Origin of the sequence: uncultured Eudoraea sp. (assembly GCF_947490415.1) — a bacterium.
Lineage (GTDB): Bacteria > Bacteroidota > Bacteroidia > Flavobacteriales > Flavobacteriaceae > Eudoraea.
This window is the reverse complement of record NZ_CANLGX010000005.1, coordinates 134216-149038: the sequence shown is the minus strand read 5'-3', so window position 1 is coordinate 149038 and position 14823 is coordinate 134216. Positions and strand designations below refer to the sequence as shown.

General features: G+C 36.3%; 16 protein-coding genes. 8 read left to right on the top strand and 8 right to left on the bottom strand.

Annotated features, from left to right (window positions below):
• The first annotated feature begins 41 nt into the window (after positions 1–41).
• The 6 genes from Q0874_RS14345 (at position 42) to murI (ending at position 6598) form a co-directional block, all read left to right on the top strand.
• Positions 42–728, top strand: a complete 687-nt coding sequence (locus tag Q0874_RS14345; protein WP_299164192.1) for a DUF6089 family protein — start codon at positions 42–44, stop codon at positions 726–728.
• An 8-nt stretch (positions 729–736) separates the two neighbouring features.
• Entirely contained in the window at positions 737–1477 is a 741-nt protein-coding gene (locus Q0874_RS14340; protein WP_299164191.1) for an isoprenyl transferase, read from the top strand.
• Positions 1478–1481: 4 nt separating this feature from the next.
• Positions 1482–4088, top strand: a complete 2607-nt coding sequence (locus Q0874_RS14335) for a POTRA domain-containing protein (protein ID WP_299164189.1) — start codon at positions 1482–1484, stop codon at positions 4086–4088.
• Between the two features lie 99 nt (positions 4089–4187).
• Positions 4188–5009: an OmpH family outer membrane protein gene (locus tag Q0874_RS14330; protein ID WP_299164270.1), complete on the top strand. Its 822-nt coding sequence runs from the start codon at positions 4188–4190 to the stop codon at positions 5007–5009.
• Between the two features lie 48 nt (positions 5010–5057).
• Positions 5058–5567, top strand: a complete 510-nt coding sequence (locus Q0874_RS14325) for an OmpH family outer membrane protein (RefSeq protein ID WP_299164187.1) — start codon at positions 5058–5060, stop codon at positions 5565–5567.
• A 242-nt stretch (positions 5568–5809) separates the two neighbouring features.
• Entirely contained in the window at positions 5810–6598 is a 789-nt protein-coding gene (murI, locus tag Q0874_RS14320; RefSeq protein WP_299164185.1) for a glutamate racemase, read from the top strand.
• A gap of 84 nt (positions 6599–6682) precedes the next feature.
• Here the strand turns inward: murI and Q0874_RS14315 are convergent, their stop codons facing one another.
• Together Q0874_RS14315 and Q0874_RS14310 are read right to left on the bottom strand one after the other, a co-directional pair.
• Positions 6683–7183: a dihydrofolate reductase gene (locus tag Q0874_RS14315; RefSeq protein WP_299164183.1), complete on the bottom strand. Its 501-nt coding sequence runs from the start codon at positions 7181–7183 to the stop codon at positions 6683–6685.
• Positions 7183–7566: a 2TM domain-containing protein gene (locus tag Q0874_RS14310; RefSeq protein ID WP_299164180.1), complete on the bottom strand. Its 384-nt coding sequence runs from the start codon at positions 7564–7566 to the stop codon at positions 7183–7185. Before Q0874_RS14310 ends, Q0874_RS14315 begins: the two co-directional genes overlap by 1 nt.
• A 61-nt stretch (positions 7567–7627) precedes the next feature.
• Between Q0874_RS14310 and Q0874_RS14305 the strand changes: the two genes are divergently transcribed.
• Together Q0874_RS14305 and Q0874_RS14300 are read left to right on the top strand one after the other, a co-directional pair.
• On the top strand, positions 7628–8713 hold the full coding sequence (locus tag Q0874_RS14305) for an aminotransferase class V-fold PLP-dependent enzyme (protein ID WP_299164178.1): 1086 nt from the start codon (positions 7628–7630) through the stop codon (positions 8711–8713).
• A gap of 153 nt (positions 8714–8866) precedes the next feature.
• The gene (locus Q0874_RS14300) at positions 8867–9163 is read left to right on the top strand and encodes an isoamylase early set domain-containing protein (protein ID WP_299164176.1); all 297 of its coding nucleotides are present in this window, start codon (positions 8867–8869) and stop codon (positions 9161–9163) included.
• A 52-nt stretch (positions 9164–9215) separates the two neighbouring features.
• Here the strand turns inward: Q0874_RS14300 and Q0874_RS14295 are convergent, their stop codons facing one another.
• From Q0874_RS14295 to Q0874_RS14270, 6 genes are all read right to left on the bottom strand, one after another.
• Complete coding sequence (locus Q0874_RS14295) at positions 9216–9497, bottom strand: DUF427 domain-containing protein (protein WP_299164174.1); 282 nt, start codon at positions 9495–9497, stop codon at positions 9216–9218.
• 2 nt (positions 9498–9499) lie between these two features.
• On the bottom strand, positions 9500–10468 hold the full coding sequence (egtD, locus tag Q0874_RS14290) for an L-histidine N(alpha)-methyltransferase (RefSeq protein WP_299164173.1): 969 nt from the start codon (positions 10466–10468) through the stop codon (positions 9500–9502).
• Between the two features lie 16 nt (positions 10469–10484).
• Positions 10485–11645, bottom strand: coding sequence for an ergothioneine biosynthesis protein EgtB (gene egtB / locus Q0874_RS14285; protein ID WP_299164171.1), 1161 nt, complete (start codon positions 11643–11645; stop codon positions 10485–10487).
• A gap of 58 nt (positions 11646–11703) precedes the next feature.
• Positions 11704–12528 carry a thymidylate synthase gene (locus Q0874_RS14280; RefSeq protein ID WP_299164169.1) on the bottom strand — a complete coding sequence of 275 codons (825 nt, stop codon included), beginning with the start codon at positions 12526–12528 and terminating at the stop codon, positions 11704–11706.
• A gap of 109 nt (positions 12529–12637) precedes the next feature.
• Positions 12638–14098: a nucleoside transporter C-terminal domain-containing protein gene (locus Q0874_RS14275; RefSeq protein WP_299164167.1), complete on the bottom strand. Its 1461-nt coding sequence runs from the start codon at positions 14096–14098 to the stop codon at positions 12638–12640.
• An 18-nt stretch (positions 14099–14116) separates the two neighbouring features.
• On the bottom strand, positions 14117–14746 hold the full coding sequence (locus Q0874_RS14270) for a bifunctional nuclease family protein (RefSeq protein ID WP_299164165.1): 630 nt from the start codon (positions 14744–14746) through the stop codon (positions 14117–14119).
• Positions 14747–14823: the final 77 nt, after the last annotated feature.

The window sequence follows — 14823 nt, the reverse complement described above, 5'->3', positions numbered from 1 at the left end:
TAAAATACTATATTAATTATATTTGCAAACTTTTGAATTTAATGAGAGCGTTTATTGTTGTTATTCTTTTACTTGGATTTGGCTTGATAAATGCCCAAACTTATGAAATTGGAGTTTATGCGGGGGGTACCAATAATATTGGAGATGTTGGCAGAACAAACTATATAGCACCTTCGGGTCCGGCGATTGGGGGTATTTTTAAATGGAATAAAAGTAAACGTTATGCTTGGAGAGCCAGCGTGATTTATGGAAAGTTTACTGCCGATGATACAAAATCAAGTATTTCTTCCAGACGCCAAAGGGCCTATAAGATGGATAATTCTGTGATAGAGGCATCAGCAGGACTGGAATTTAATTTTGTGGATTATAATTTGCATAAATTGGGACCTGCGTTTACCCCGTATTTGTATACCGGTATTACGTATTTCCGATATGAGTATAAATATTTTGATGCCGGGCAGGTGCAGGATATAGATCAAAAAGATGGTTCTTTTGCCATTCCAATGACTGTGGGTATGAAGATAAGGTTGTCGCAGTTTTTGATTTTAGGTGCGGAAATAGGAGCTCGCTTGACTTTTACTGACAATTTAGATGGCAGTAATCCGGAAGGATCTAATTTTGAGCAATTTAAATTTGGAAATATTTTTAGTGATGATTGGTACGTTTTCTCAGGAATTACATTAACTTATACCTTTGGTAGAAAACCATGTTCCGATTGTTTTGAGTAACACTTATTATGAACACTATTGATGATATAAAAAACGGGAAACTTCCGAAGCATCTGGCTATTATCATGGATGGTAATGGCAGATGGGCTAAACAAAAGGGACGACTGCGTGTTTTTGGTCATGAACATGGTGTTAAAGCAGTACGCGATGTAGCTGTAAACTCTTCAAAGATTGGAATTAAGTACCTTACCCTATATGCCTTTTCTACAGAAAACTGGAAACGACCTAAAATAGAAGTTGATACCTTAATGAAATTATTGGTATCCTCTTTAAAAAAAGAACTTCCTACTCTAAACGAGAATGATATAAAACTAAATGCCATTGGCAATATTGAATCTCTTCCCGCCAGGGCACTTGCAGAACTTAAAGAAGTAATGGCCAAGACTAGTCAGAATTCAACAATGACCCTGACACTTGCTCTAAGCTATGGTTCAAGAGAAGAGATTAAAAATGCAATTCAAAGCATTAGTGCCAAAGTTAAAAATAATATAATTTCTCCCGAAAATATTGATGAAACCATTATTAATAACCATCTTTACACGCGAAATTTACCAGACGTAGACTTGCTAATCCGAACCAGTGGTGAACACAGGATTAGCAATTTTTTACTTTGGCAGATAGCGTATGCTGAACTATATTTTACCGATGTATTTTGGCCCGATTTTAAAGAGCATCATTTGTTAGAGGCTATAAAGAATTACCAGCACAGAGAACGAAGATTTGGAAAAACTAGCGAACAACTCAACTAGCGATATGAAGAAGTTCATATCACTTGAACTTCTTATTTTATTTTTACTACTCCTTTTTACTACTTTCAGTTCTGCTCAGGAAACTTCCTATGGAAATGGCAAAAAGTATATACTCGGGGGAATTGAAGTTAAAGGCTTGCAAAGTTATAATGAGCAGACTGTCAAAACATTTACCGGACTTAGGGATGGCCAGCCGATTACGGTTCCAGGTGATCAAATTAGTGCGGTAATTAAAAAGCTATGGGATCTTGAATTGTTTAGCGATATTAATTTTTATATCTCAAATATTGAAGGTGATAAGGTTTTCCTGGAACTTAATATAGTGGAAAGACCAACCTTATCTAAGGTAACGGTTTATGGGATTAAGAAGAAAAAAATTGATGAAATAATTAAAGAAACAGACCTTAAAAAAGGAAAAAAGGTAACGGAGAGTTTTATTTCAAATACCAGAAACTATATTGAGAATAAATATAAAAAGGATGGTTATTTAAATGCCAAGGTTACAATTGCTACCGCCGTGGACACATCAGACACCAATGCGGAAAGCATGGTGGTTAATATTAAGACAGGAGATAAGGTTAAGATTAAAAATATCACTATTGACGGGAATAAAATGCTCTCGGACAAGCAGCTTCGAAAAGCACTGAAGAATACCAAAAAACAGCAATTCGGCAGGGTTTGGAAAAAATCGAAATATATTGAAGCTGACTATCAGGAAGATCTTGCAGCAATGGTCGACAAATATGCTGAGAAAGGATACAGGGATGCCAGAGTGATTACAGATTCAATTACCATAATTAATGATAAGAAAATAAATATAGATATTAAAGTTGAGGAGGGTAACAAATACTATTTTGGGGAAATAGATTTTGTAGGGAATTCTGTTTATACTGATGCTCAGCTAAATAAGGTTTTGGGAATTAAAAAAGGAGACACATACAATGGTGTACTCCTGAGAGAACGTATTGCGGATGACTCTAAACCTGATGCTGAAGATATCACAAACCTCTATCAAAATAATGGTTATTTGTTCTCACAAATAAATCCGGTTGAAGTATCTGCTCAGAACGATACGATAAATTTTGAGATAAGGATCATTGAAGGGAAAGAGACTTTTTTAAATCACGTCCTTGTTGAAGGGAATGACAAAACCAATGATCATGTTATTTATAGAGAATTAAGAACTCGTCCCGGGCAGAAATACAGTAAAGACAACATTGTTCGTAGTGTAAGGGAATTGGGGCAACTAGGCTTTTTTGATGCTGAACAAATAAAACCAGATATTTTAAACCCGGATCCTAATGCCGGGACGGTTGATTTGAAGTATAGCCTTGTGGAATCCGGATCGAGTCAGATAGAGTTACAAGGAGGTTATGGCGGCGGCGGATTTATTGGTACCCTTGGCTTGTCTTTTAATAACTTTTCTATAAAAAATATTTTTAATGGTAAGGCTTATAAACCTGTTCCTATGGGAGATGGGCAAACATTTGCATTGCGTTTGCAAGCCAGTAGAACTTTTAGGGTTTATAGTCTTAATTTTTCAGAACCATGGCTTGGTGGCAAAAAGCCGGTAAGGTTTAATATGTCATTTTCCAGGACACAGCAATTCTTGGCCTCTTTTGACAACTCAGGAAGGATTCAGGTAAATAAAGATCAGCAATTTTCCATAACTGGCGTTTCCGTTGGACTGGCAAAAAGATTGCAATGGCCAGATGATTTTTTTACCATATCTCATTCATTGGGTTATCAACTATATGATTTTCAGAATTACAATTCCGGCCTCTTTAGATTTGGTAATGGGACATCTAATTCCCTTGCCTATACTTTAGGCATATCCAGGAGTTCGGCAGGACCTGGAAGAATATTTCCATTATCAGGGTCTATTTTTGAAGTGACCGCCAAGTTAACACCCCCGTATTCTCTTTTTAACGATAAAGACTATAAAGGTTTACAGGACCGAAGCAATGAGCTTAGTGAGATAAATCAACAACGTCCTTTGACCCCGGATGAAATCTCGGAACAGGAGTCAATAGAACAGGAGAGATTTAAGTGGTTAGAGTATTTCAAAATTAAATTTAAGGGAGACTGGTATACACGAATAGTAGGGAAATTAGTACTGCGCACAAATATTGAGTTTGGTTTTCTGGCAAGTTATAACAGCGATGTGGGAACAGTACCATTCGAACGCTTCTTCATGGGAGGAGATGGTCTTGGGGGTAATTTTACATTAGATGGTAGAGAGACCATTCAATTAAGGGGTTATGAGAATAATTCCATTACACCATTAAATCCTGTTACCGGGCAACAGGAAGGTGGAATCATATTTAATAAGTACTCCTTGGAACTTCGATATCCATTAACATTAAAGCCTTCTGCATCTATTTATGCCTTAACTTTTTTAGAAGCTGGAAATAATTTCAACAATTTTCAGGAATATAATCCGTTTCTCTTAAAACGATCGGCCGGAGTGGGTGTCCGGATATTTATGCCGGCCTTTGGTCTATTGGGAATTGACTTTGGTTATGGTTTTGATGAAGATGGCAGACCACAGTCTGCAGGCGCTGGTCCTAGCGGATGGCAAACGCACTTTATTATAGGACAACAGTTCTAATCTAGGAATTTTCCAATAACACTTTAAGTTAATCCACTCATTTTAAAATAATTAGTAATTTTGGCACGATATTTTCTATGTAATAAAATGAATTAAATGATGAAGACAAAAGTTCTTTTAGTAGTTGTGGGTTTATTGCTTTGGTCTAACACATTTTCACAAAGGGGTGTAAGAATAGGTTATGTAGACATGGAGTATATTCTTGAAAATGTTGAAGAATACCGGGATGCAAGCGAGCAGTTGGAAAATAAAGTACAACGATGGAAAATTGAAATAGACCAGAAGCAAAGCGAAGTCGATCAAATGAAGAAGGATTTGATGGCAGAAAAAGTGTTATTGACAAATGAACTTATACTAGAACGGGAGGAAGAAATCCAAATTCTGGAAAAAGAAATGATTGAATACCAGCAAAACCGATTCGGGCCTAATGGTGATTTGGTTCTGCAAAAGAAAAGGTTAATTCAGCCTATACAGGATCAGGTTTTTAATGAGGTGCAAAAAATTGGATCAAATAAAAAATACGATTTTATTTTTGATAAATCGGCGGATGTTGTAATGTTGTACTCCCAAAAAAGACACGACATAAGTGAATTGGTGTTGAGGGGAATAGCGAGGACCAGGAAGGTAAGTGCGCCGAAGGCGAAGGCCAAAAGCCAGTTAGAAACCTTTGAAGGTGACCCGGAAGAAGAGGAAATTAGTGATGCCCTCCTCGAGAGACAAGCAATGGCAAAACAGGCGGAAGAAACAAGAATCAAAACTGCCGAGGAGCGGAGAGAAGAGCAACTTAAAATAAGAGAAGAGCGAAAAAAGGCCTATGAAGAAAGAAGAAAGAAATTATTAGAAGAGCGGGAGGCAAAGAAAAAAGAAAAAGTAGAAGAAAGAAAACAAGTAATTGAAAAGAAGGAAGACACTATAAACTAAAACTCGAAATTAAATTAAATTAACACTCAAAAAGTAAATTCAAAAATCATGAAACAGTTTAAAAAAGTAGCAATAGCCATAGTTTTATTAGTAGCCGCTACTAGTTTTGTAAATGCACAAAGCAAAATCGCGCACATCAATGTAACAGAATTATTGGGCGAGATGCCGGAAATGAAGGCAGCACAGGCAGAATTAAAAAAACTACAGGAAACATACAGGGCAGATATTGAAAGTTCTATGACAGAGCTTAAGAATAAATATACTCAGTATTCCAATGAAGCTACTTCAAAATCTGAAGAAGAGAATCAAAAAAGAGCTCAGGAACTTCAGGGTTTTGAAAAAAATATTGGAGACGCTCAACAAGCTGCACAGCAGGAATTAGCCAAAAAACAAGCAGAATTGTTTGAGCCTATTTCTATAAAGGCAAAAGCCGCTATAGAAAAAGTAGCTGCTGCTCAAGGCTATGATTATGTGATAGATGCTACCCAAGGTGGTGGTTTAATTGTTGCAAAAGGAAAGGATCTTTTAGCCGAAGTAAAACAGGAATTAGGATTTTAATTTTTGTTTTGTTCTAACTTATATTAAAACTGTCCTTTTAAGGGCAGTTTTTTTTGTTTAATTATTTTAAAAGCAACTAGGCTTCAATTCTTTTTAGATCATTAACCAATTAGCAGGCAATATTTTACTAATAGCGTTATCGGGAGAAGGGGTTTTTATAATATCTTTTCAGGTACTGAAGTCTTGTTTTAGGAATGTATAACTTTGTTGTTGAAAATTATTTATAGTAAACCGCATTTTACATGAATGCAAAACCCATAGGTATTTTTGATTCGGGCGTAGGAGGTACTTCCATATGGAAAGAAATACATACGCTGCTGCCTCATGAGGATACTATTTATTTGGCAGATAGTAAGAATGCACCTTATGGTCAAAAAACCAAAGAAGAAATAATTTCTTTAAGTGTTAAGAACACTGAACTTTTGCTCTCAAGAGGCTGTAAACTCATTGTTGTTGCCTGTAATACAGCTACCACCAATGCAATATCATATTTACGAGAAAATTACAAGGTCCCTTTTATAGGTATAGAGCCAGCTATTAAACCGGCGGCACTCAATTCCGGAACAGGAACGGTGGGAGTATTAGCAACAAAGGGCACTTTAAGCAGCAGTCTCTTTTTAAAAACCTCAAAGGATCATGCAGGCGAAATAACCCTTGTTGAACAGGAAGGTGTTGGACTTGTTCCATTAATTGAAAGTGGAAAAATAAATTCTACAGAGACGAAACAATTATTGATTAACTATATTAAGCCTATGCTCGAGGCAAATATGGATCATATGGTTTTAGGTTGTACTCACTACCCCTATTTAATTCCGGTCTTAAGGGAAATATTGCCTCCTCATGTGAACATTATCGATTGCGGTGCTGCTGTGGCCAAGCAAACCCTTGCGGTTCTTAATAAAGAAAATCTCCAAAATCCTAAAAAAGCCCCGGGTAAAATTCAGTTTTTCACAAATAAGGATACAAAGATCTTAACTTCATTTCTGCAAGATGTTGATGAATTAAAACAAATCGAATATCTAAACTTTTGAAACTACTGCCTGCAAAATAAATTATATTTTCAATTTATAATTATTGTTTCTATCAGGGTTGAAAATGAATAATTTAAATTTTTCCTAGGTATTCCGTCTTTGGTAGGTGAGATAAGTAAAGTTGTAATTATGTCTTTCATCACTTGGGTGAAACTCCTCTTTAGTCAGTTTCCATATTTTTTCATCTATTTCCGGAAAATGCGTATCGGCGTCAAAAGATTCATGGACTCTTGTTATTTCCAAGACATCGGCATGGGGCATCCCTAAATCATAGATTTCTCCTCCTCCGATAATATAGGAAAGGGAATCATTCTGTACCAATTTCAAAGCTTCCCCCATTGAATGTACCACAATACATTGGGGTAATTCAAGATTATATTTGAGGTCTCGTGTAATGATTATAGAAGTGCGGTTTGGAAGTGGTTTTGGAAAACTTTCAAATGTTTTCCTGCCCATAATAATTTTATGACCAGTTGTTAATTGTTTAAAACGTTTAAAATCATCCGGAAGATGCCAGAGAAGATCATTATCCTTTCCTAAGGCATTATTCTTTCCAATGGCAGCTATCATAACAATCTTACCCACTAATCTTTTTTTTTATAATTAGTCATCGGAAAATCGATTTCAATTTCGTTTTGAAGTTCCTTTATCCGCTGCCTTTGTTTAGCGATTAATTTTTCACGTTGTGCACGTTCCCAGTCAATTCCCATAAACTTTTGAGTGAAATAGACATTTACTACATGCACAACAAACAAGAACGCCCAGAAAGTAATAGCCCATATAAACCAGTTATATTCCTCACCGTATTTTAGAATTTTGTTTATCAAAATAAGAAATACACTACCTATAAGAAATAGCACAAAATGAACGTATAGGTTTTTTTTTTGCTTAATTCGTTTATGGGCATACTCGAGCTGTTCATGCTGTTCTCTATCTATAATGGATTCACTTTTATTTTTGGAAAACATTCTAATAGTTATCTTTAGGTACAAAGATACAGCAAATCAAAAATTACAATAACTATCAGGGATGCTAAATAATAGAAAATCATATCCTGTACTTAGCCATTGTATTTATGCAAATACTGCGGCATATGGTCTTTTGGGGGATGAACTTTTGGAGTGGCGTCAAAATCACGATTTGGATTACCTGATTGGGGGCAGTTCTATGAAAATTGAGAGTTTAGGCTTTATAAGTGAGGCAAGGGATATGGTTGGAACGTTTTTTAAGTGCAAGAGGGATCTGGTTGCCCTGGTTCCTAATTTTTCTTTAGGTCTGAACATGTTGCTCGAAGGACTAGATAGCAGAGAACGTATTTTATTACTTGAAAATGACTACCCCTCCGTTAATTGGCCTTTTGAAAGTAGAGGTTTTCAAATTTCTTATGCTAAAATAGATGAAAAGTTAGAACAGAATATTTTAGAAAAAGTCAGGACGAATTCTATAACAATACTAGCTCTTAGTTTGGTTCAATGGATAAACGGAATACGTGTAGATCTGGATTTCCTAAAATCTTTAAAAAAAGAATTTCCGCAGCTTATGATCATTGCAGACGGCACACAATTTTGTGGGGCTTTTGAAATTGATTTTGAAAATTCGGGGATCGATGTACTCGGGGCGAGTGGCTATAAATGGCTGTTGGCAGGAACGGGTAATGGGTTTATGCTATTCAAGGATTTAGCCAAAGGAAGATTCACAATTAAAACCACTGGATTCAATTCTGCAAATGCTGTTCTCACAGCAAAGAATACGATACCCTTTAATAAACAGTTTGAACCAGGGCATCTAGATAGTTTAAATTTTGGAAGCCTTAAATGTGCACTGGGCATTCTGAATGATATTGGCATGAAAGAAATTACGGCTCATAACGAGAATTTAAGTAAAAAGGCTTCTAAGGGTTTTAGCGAATTAGGACTGTTAAATAAAGATATTATCCATAGAAATCAGCATAGTACCATTTTTAACATTAAAGGAAATAATGCGTTATTTAACCATTTAAGGGAAGAAAATATAGTCTGTTCCAGACGTGGAGAAGGTATTCGACTTAGTTTTCACCATTATAATACTGTGGAAGATATAGATTCTATTTTAGAGATCATTAGAAAGGTGAGGTAGGAATTACCTACTTGAGAAAAGAACCCGGACCTTTTTATTAAAGTGAACTAAAAGACATGAATATTTTAAGAAATCAATAATTATGATTTTAATCATTGGAAATGAGGAATTTAATGTATTATTTTTGCACCGAAATCACATAAATTAAAAAACATGTCAATCGCAAAACAATATTTGAAAACAAAACCAATATGCAAGGTTACTTTTACAGTACCTGCTGAAGATGCAAAAAAAGTAGCCGTAGTCGGAGATTTCAATAACTGGAATCCCAAAGGAAGCATGTTGAAAAAACTTAAAAACGGAACTTTTAAAGGAACGTTTGATTTGCCAAAAGAGAATACTTACGAGTTTAAATATCTCGTAGATGGGAATTATGTTAATGAGACAGAAGCAGACCGTTACCAGTGGAATGAATTCGCTGGTTCTGAAAATGCTGTATTAGAGCTGTAATTAACAGTTAGTATTAAAGAGACCGGGATGTTCATGGAATATCCCGGTTTTTTTATTCAATAATTTCTACACCCTTCCAAAAAGCTACAGAACCCTTAATTTGTTTTGCCAGTTCACTGATTTCAGGGTAATACCAAGCCGCATCTTTGTTTTCCGTTCCATTAACCTCCAGGGTATAATACGATGCAATACCTTTCCATGGGCATGTAGTATGTGTTGTACTAGGTTTAAAATACTCTTTTTTTATGCTTTCAGAAGGAAAGTAATGATTGTTCTCAACTACAATTGTATCGTTACTTTCGGCTATAATTGTATTATTCCAAATAGCTTTCATTTCTATTTTTTTAAAATATAATTTTTATAAAATTTATTCTCATCACTAAAAATTCTACTTATTTGCATTCCTGCTTTATCCGCTAACCATGTAACTATTTTGTCGTCATATTTTTGCGAAATTTCTGTATGTATGGTTTCCCATGCATCAAAAGTTATGGTAAGATCAAGCCCGTTAATGTGCACTGTTTGATTTTCCTTGGCCACCAGGTAACTTTTGGCAGTACCTGTTTCCGGATCGTATACTTCCCAGTGCAAGAACTTATCGAGATCAAAATTGGCATCCAACTCGCTATTTATTCTTGCTAACAAATTTTTATTAAACCTTTCGGTTATCCCTGCAGCATCATTATAGGCATTTAGAATGGTCTGCGGATCTTTTTTTTGATCAAAACCAATAAACAAAAGATCATCATCAGTCATTAATTTTTGTATACTCATCAAAAATTCCACTGCTTGCGGATGAAGTAAATTACCAATATTTGACCCCAAAAACATAATGACTTTCCTCTTGTGCTGCATTTTGCAGAGCTTTTCAAGGGTTTCAAAATAGGTTCCCTGTAAAGACACCACACTTACTGAAGGAAGTTCATTGTTGATTGACTCCTCAAGTTGAATCAGGGCATTCTCGCTAATATCTATCGGGACGTACTGAAAAGGAATTCCCTCAGCCACAAGATGTCTTAACAGAATTTTAGTTTTCTTTCCATCTCCTGCACCAAGTTCAATAAGGTTAAATTCTTTTGAATCTTTAAAAAATGCTCGGCATATTTCATCTTTAAATTTATCAAGAATTTTAAACTCGCTATTTGTCAGATAGTATTCTGGCATATCCATAATTTCCTGAAACAACTTATCTCCTTTTGCGTCATAGAAATATTTTGAAGATAAATGTTTAGGAAAATCAGTAAGTCCTTTATAGACGTCTTTATGGAATTGAGACGTTGAAATCAATGTTGTTTTTTGTTGCATGCTGATTTTGTCGGAATTATTTGGCCAACCTTAACCCGGTATACTGCCATCTTAGATGGGGGTGAAAAAAATTACGGTATGTGGGGCGCGTATGATTGGATGGCGTGGCGAATGATCCTCCCCGAAGAACTTTCTGACTTACCATAAATTTACCATTATACTCACCTAAGGCCCCTTCTTCTTTCTGATAACCAGGGTAAGGCAGGTATGCACTTTCTGTCCATTCCCATCGGTCGCCCCATGGAAAATATTGCTGCGCTACTTCCCATTCAAATTCAGTAGGCAGGCGGCAACCTCTCCATTGTGCGAAGGCAAAGGCCTCAAAATATGAAAGATGAGAAACCGGAGTATTCGGATTAATTTTTTGTAGTCCTTCAAGAGTATAACTATACCATTCTCCATCAATAATATGCCAGTAGAGGGGGGAAGAAATCTGATTTTTACAAACCCAATCCCATCCTTCGGCGTGCCAGAATTCAAATGAAGTATAACCACCGGCATTAACAAATGCTAAATATTCTTTATTGGTAATAAGTTTATTTGAAATTTCATAAGTATGTAAATACACCTTATGCCTTCCTAATTCATTGTCAAAGCAAAATGTATCTAAGTCATGGCCAATTTCATATATGCCGGCATCAATTGCGACCCAATCCTGTTGGTGACTTTCTTCCTTATGTTCTTTTATTGAATCTGAATAGGCTGGTAAAAGTGGATTATTACCTAAAATGTATTTGATATCTGTTAATAAGAGTTCCTGATGCTGCTTTTCATGATGTATACCAATTTCTAAAAGTTGAAGTAGATTCTCATCCGAGTTTTTATCTAAAAGTATTTTGATGGCATTTGTTACATAATTTCTATAGGCGTATACTTTTTGGACTGATGGTCTTGAAAGATTGCCACGGTCTGCGCGGATGACTCTTTTTCCCACAGTTTCATAATAGCTGTTGAATACAAATGAAAAGTCCTCATCGTAAACCTTATAATCCTTTAAATATGCTTTGAGCAGAAATTCTTCGAAGAACCAGGTCGTATGTCCAAGGTGCCATTTAGGAGGGGAAACATCTTCTATGGGCTGAACCACATAGTCTTCAATTTCCAGAGGGGCACATATGGTTTCACTTTCTTTTCTGGTACTTATGAATGTTTCCAGGAGTGTCTGGGTAAGAAGCATAACGCAGTTTTTCTTTTAAATATAAGAATTTATGCGCGGCGATGAAATTATTTATTAATTACACAGCTACGGCTCCTTTGATATGCGGATACGGATCGTAATACAACAGCTTAAAATCTTCAAATTTAAAATCAAAGATATTTTTGACTTCAGGATTAAGGACCATTTTTGGTAATGATCTGGGCTCTCTGCTGAGTTGGAGCTCTATTTGCTCTAAGTGATTGTTGTATATATGGGCATCGCCAAAAGTATGGATAAATTCACCAGGTGCATAACCGCATACCTGGGCTATCATAAGTGTAAATAAAGCGTATGAGGCAATATTAAAAGGAACCCCTAAAAATATATCTGCACTTCGCTGATACAACTGACATGATAATTTTCCATCTGAAACATAAAACTGAAAAAATGCATGGCAGGGGGGCAATGCCGCTTTTCCGTTTGCCACATTTTCCGAAAAGGATTTTGAAGTATCTGGTAATACACTTGGGTTCCATGCTGTCACCAGCATTCTTCGGCTATCCGGATTTTCTTTTAAGGTTTTGATGACTTCGGTTATCTGATCTATGTGCTCCCCATTCCAATTGCGCCACTGATGGCCATATACTGGACCTAATTCACCATTTTCATCAGCCCATTCGTTCCAGATCCTAACTCCATTTTCCTGCAGGTAATTAATATTGGTATCACCTTTTAAAAACCATAGCAATTCATAAATGATAGATTTCAAATGTAATTTTTTGGTAGTTACCATGGGAAATCCCTCGCTGAGGTCAAATCGCATTTGGTAACCAAATACACTATAGGTGCCGGTTCCGGTCCTGTCTGATTTTTGAGCCCCTGTTTTAAGAACATGCTTTAGTAGATCGTGGTATTGCTTCATAAAAAATAAACTTTCTGAGACGAATTTAATGAAAGATAGATTGGGTTGCTTTTTGAGTTTTAAAAACTTATTAACCAGGCTGGATTTCTAACAGACTATTAAAAAGGATCTAACCCAATATCATCCCTGCGATGGTAGCGGATAGCAGCGAAGCAATAGTTCCGCCTAAAACGGCTCGCATACCAAATTCTGATAGTGTTTTTCTCTGACCGGGTGCTAAGGAGCCTATTCCGCCAATTTGAATTCCTATTGAAGCAAAATTGGCAAAACCACATAACATATAGGTTCCCATGATTATAGATTTACTATAGGCAAAATGAGTGGTATTTAGCATATTCTTCAGGTCTGCCAATTGCAGATATCCCACAAATTCACTGGCAGCCAGTTTAATACCAAGCAATTGCCCCATAAGCATAATATCTTCAGTATTCACTCCTATTAGCCACATTAACGGGGCAAAAATGGTCCCCAAAATGGCTTCAAGAGAAAAAGACTGATAGGAAGAATTGGCAGCGATCCAGTCATTTAAGCTGGTAAAATCTCCTACCCAACCCAAAATACCATTGATCATGGCTATAAAGGCAAGAAATACGAGTAACATGGCACCAACATTTACTGCAAGCTTTAAACCTTCAGTAGTGCCATTTGCAATCGCATCGAGCAGATTGGTTCCTATTTTTTCTGAAGAAATATGAATATCCTTATTAACGGCTTCCGTTTGAGGGTATAAAATTTTAGATACTACTATAGCCCCTGGAGCCGCCATCACAGAAGCAGCTAACAGATGTTTGGCAAACTGAAGTCTTAACAAGGGGTCATCACCCCCTAAAAATCCGATATATGCAGCCAAAACAGCTCCGGCAACAGTGGCCATTCCACCAATCATTACCAGAAGCATTTCAGACCGGTTCATTTTCTCTAAGTACGCTTTGATAAGCAAGGGAGCTTCCGTTTGCCCTAAAAATATATTGCCCGCAACACTCAGACTTTCGGCACCGGATATACCCAAGGATTTAGATAAAAGCCATGCCAGCCCTTTTACCACTTTTTGAATAATTCCCAGGTAAAATAAAACTGATGTCAGGGCGGAAAAGAAAATAATAGTAGGTAACACCTGAAATGCAAAAATAAATCCGAATGTATCCATATCCACTACAAGACCTTCAAACAAAAATTCGCTACCAGCCCTTGTATAATCCAGAATACTTACAAATACTTTCCCAACTGCTTCAAAGGCCGATTGTATAATAGGGACCTGTAAAACACCAATGGCTATTAATAATTGAATAGAAAGTCCAATTCCAGCAGTTCTCCAATTAATTCCCTTTCGGTTTGCACTAAAGATATAGGATATTAATATGAGTATAAACATCCCCAAAGTGCCTCTCCAAAATGAGTTAAATGAGAATCCCTGATTAGGAGTTATGATGTCCATAGTCTGGGTGGAAATGTCATTTATGGTAGGGGTATCTATGGTAATCGACAGAGAATCGGGAATAAGATCTGTCTGAGCTGTTAGAGGAAATGAAAAGGTCAATAAAAATAAAAGAATCCAAAACCTAAGGTTCATAGAAGAGATGCTATATTATCAATTGCGTTTGGATATTTCATCCCTCAGTTTCGCAGCTTTTTCATAGTCTTCGTTGGCCACCGCCTTGGCTAACTCTTTGTTAAGTTCCTCGAGGCTTAATTCTTTATACGGAGTAGTAGTACCCGGATCTATTTCTACGGTTTCACCCTCCTGTAAAATTTCATCAACCACTATACTGTCATCACCCTCTTCTTTATCCTTATCCTTGGATGAAAACTTAAGGAAAATACCCGCTTTGTCCAGAATGGTTTTATAAGTAAAAATGGGTGCGTTAAAACGAAGTGCAAGAGCAATGGCATCACTTGTCCTCGCATCTATTATTTCTTCAATTTTATCACGCTCACAGATAATACTTGAATAAAAGACTCCATCCACCAATTTATGTATGATGACCTGTTTTACTACAATATCAAACCTGTCTGAAAAATTTTTGAAAAGATCATGGGTAAGAGGCCTTGGAGGTTTTATCTCTTTTTCAAGGGCAATGGCAATAGATTGTGCTTCGAAAGCCCCAATGACTATCGGTAATTTTCTATCGCCATCTACTTCATTTAAAATAAGGGCATAAGCCCCATTTTGTGTCTGGCTATAAGAAATACCTTTTATTTTTAACCTTACTAAGCTCATATCTATAAGTAAACCACTCAGGGCTTTTTAAATAAGGGTTATCCAGATATTTAAATAGCCCTTTAGGAGCACAAATT

Bases quoted from the DNA above. Each gene is read 5' to 3' on its own strand.
- Q0874_RS14345 (WP_299164192.1), top strand. From the start codon at position 42: ATGAGAGCGTTTATTGTTGTTATTCTTTTACTTGGATTTGGCTTGATA.
- Q0874_RS14340 (WP_299164191.1), top strand. From the start codon at position 737: ATGAACACTATTGATGATATAAAAAACGGGAAACTTCCGAAGCATCTG.
- Q0874_RS14335 (WP_299164189.1), top strand. From the start codon at position 1,482: ATGAAGAAGTTCATATCACTTGAACTTCTTATTTTATTTTTACTACTC.
- Q0874_RS14330 (WP_299164270.1), top strand. From the start codon at position 4,188: ATGAAGACAAAAGTTCTTTTAGTAGTTGTGGGTTTATTGCTTTGGTCT.
- Q0874_RS14325 (WP_299164187.1), top strand. From the start codon at position 5,058: ATGAAACAGTTTAAAAAAGTAGCAATAGCCATAGTTTTATTAGTAGCC.
- murI (WP_299164185.1), top strand. From the start codon at position 5,810: ATGAATGCAAAACCCATAGGTATTTTTGATTCGGGCGTAGGAGGTACT.
- Q0874_RS14310 (WP_299164180.1), bottom strand. From the start codon at position 7,566: ATGTTTTCCAAAAATAAAAGTGAATCCATTATAGATAGAGAACAGCAT.
- Q0874_RS14305 (WP_299164178.1), top strand. From the start codon at position 7,628: ATGCTAAATAATAGAAAATCATATCCTGTACTTAGCCATTGTATTTAT.
- Q0874_RS14300 (WP_299164176.1), top strand. From the start codon at position 8,867: ATGTCAATCGCAAAACAATATTTGAAAACAAAACCAATATGCAAGGTT.
- Q0874_RS14295 (WP_299164174.1), bottom strand. From the start codon at position 9,497: ATGAAAGCTATTTGGAATAATACAATTATAGCCGAAAGTAACGATACA.
- egtD (WP_299164173.1), bottom strand. From the start codon at position 10,468: ATGCAACAAAAAACAACATTGATTTCAACGTCTCAATTCCATAAAGAC.
- egtB (WP_299164171.1), bottom strand. From the start codon at position 11,645: ATGCTTCTTACCCAGACACTCCTGGAAACATTCATAAGTACCAGAAAA.
- Q0874_RS14280 (WP_299164169.1), bottom strand. From the start codon at position 12,528: ATGAAGCAATACCACGATCTACTAAAGCATGTTCTTAAAACAGGGGCT.
- Q0874_RS14275 (WP_299164167.1), bottom strand. From the start codon at position 14,098: ATGAACCTTAGGTTTTGGATTCTTTTATTTTTATTGACCTTTTCATTT.
- Q0874_RS14270 (WP_299164165.1), bottom strand. From the start codon at position 14,746: ATGAGCTTAGTAAGGTTAAAAATAAAAGGTATTTCTTATAGCCAGACA.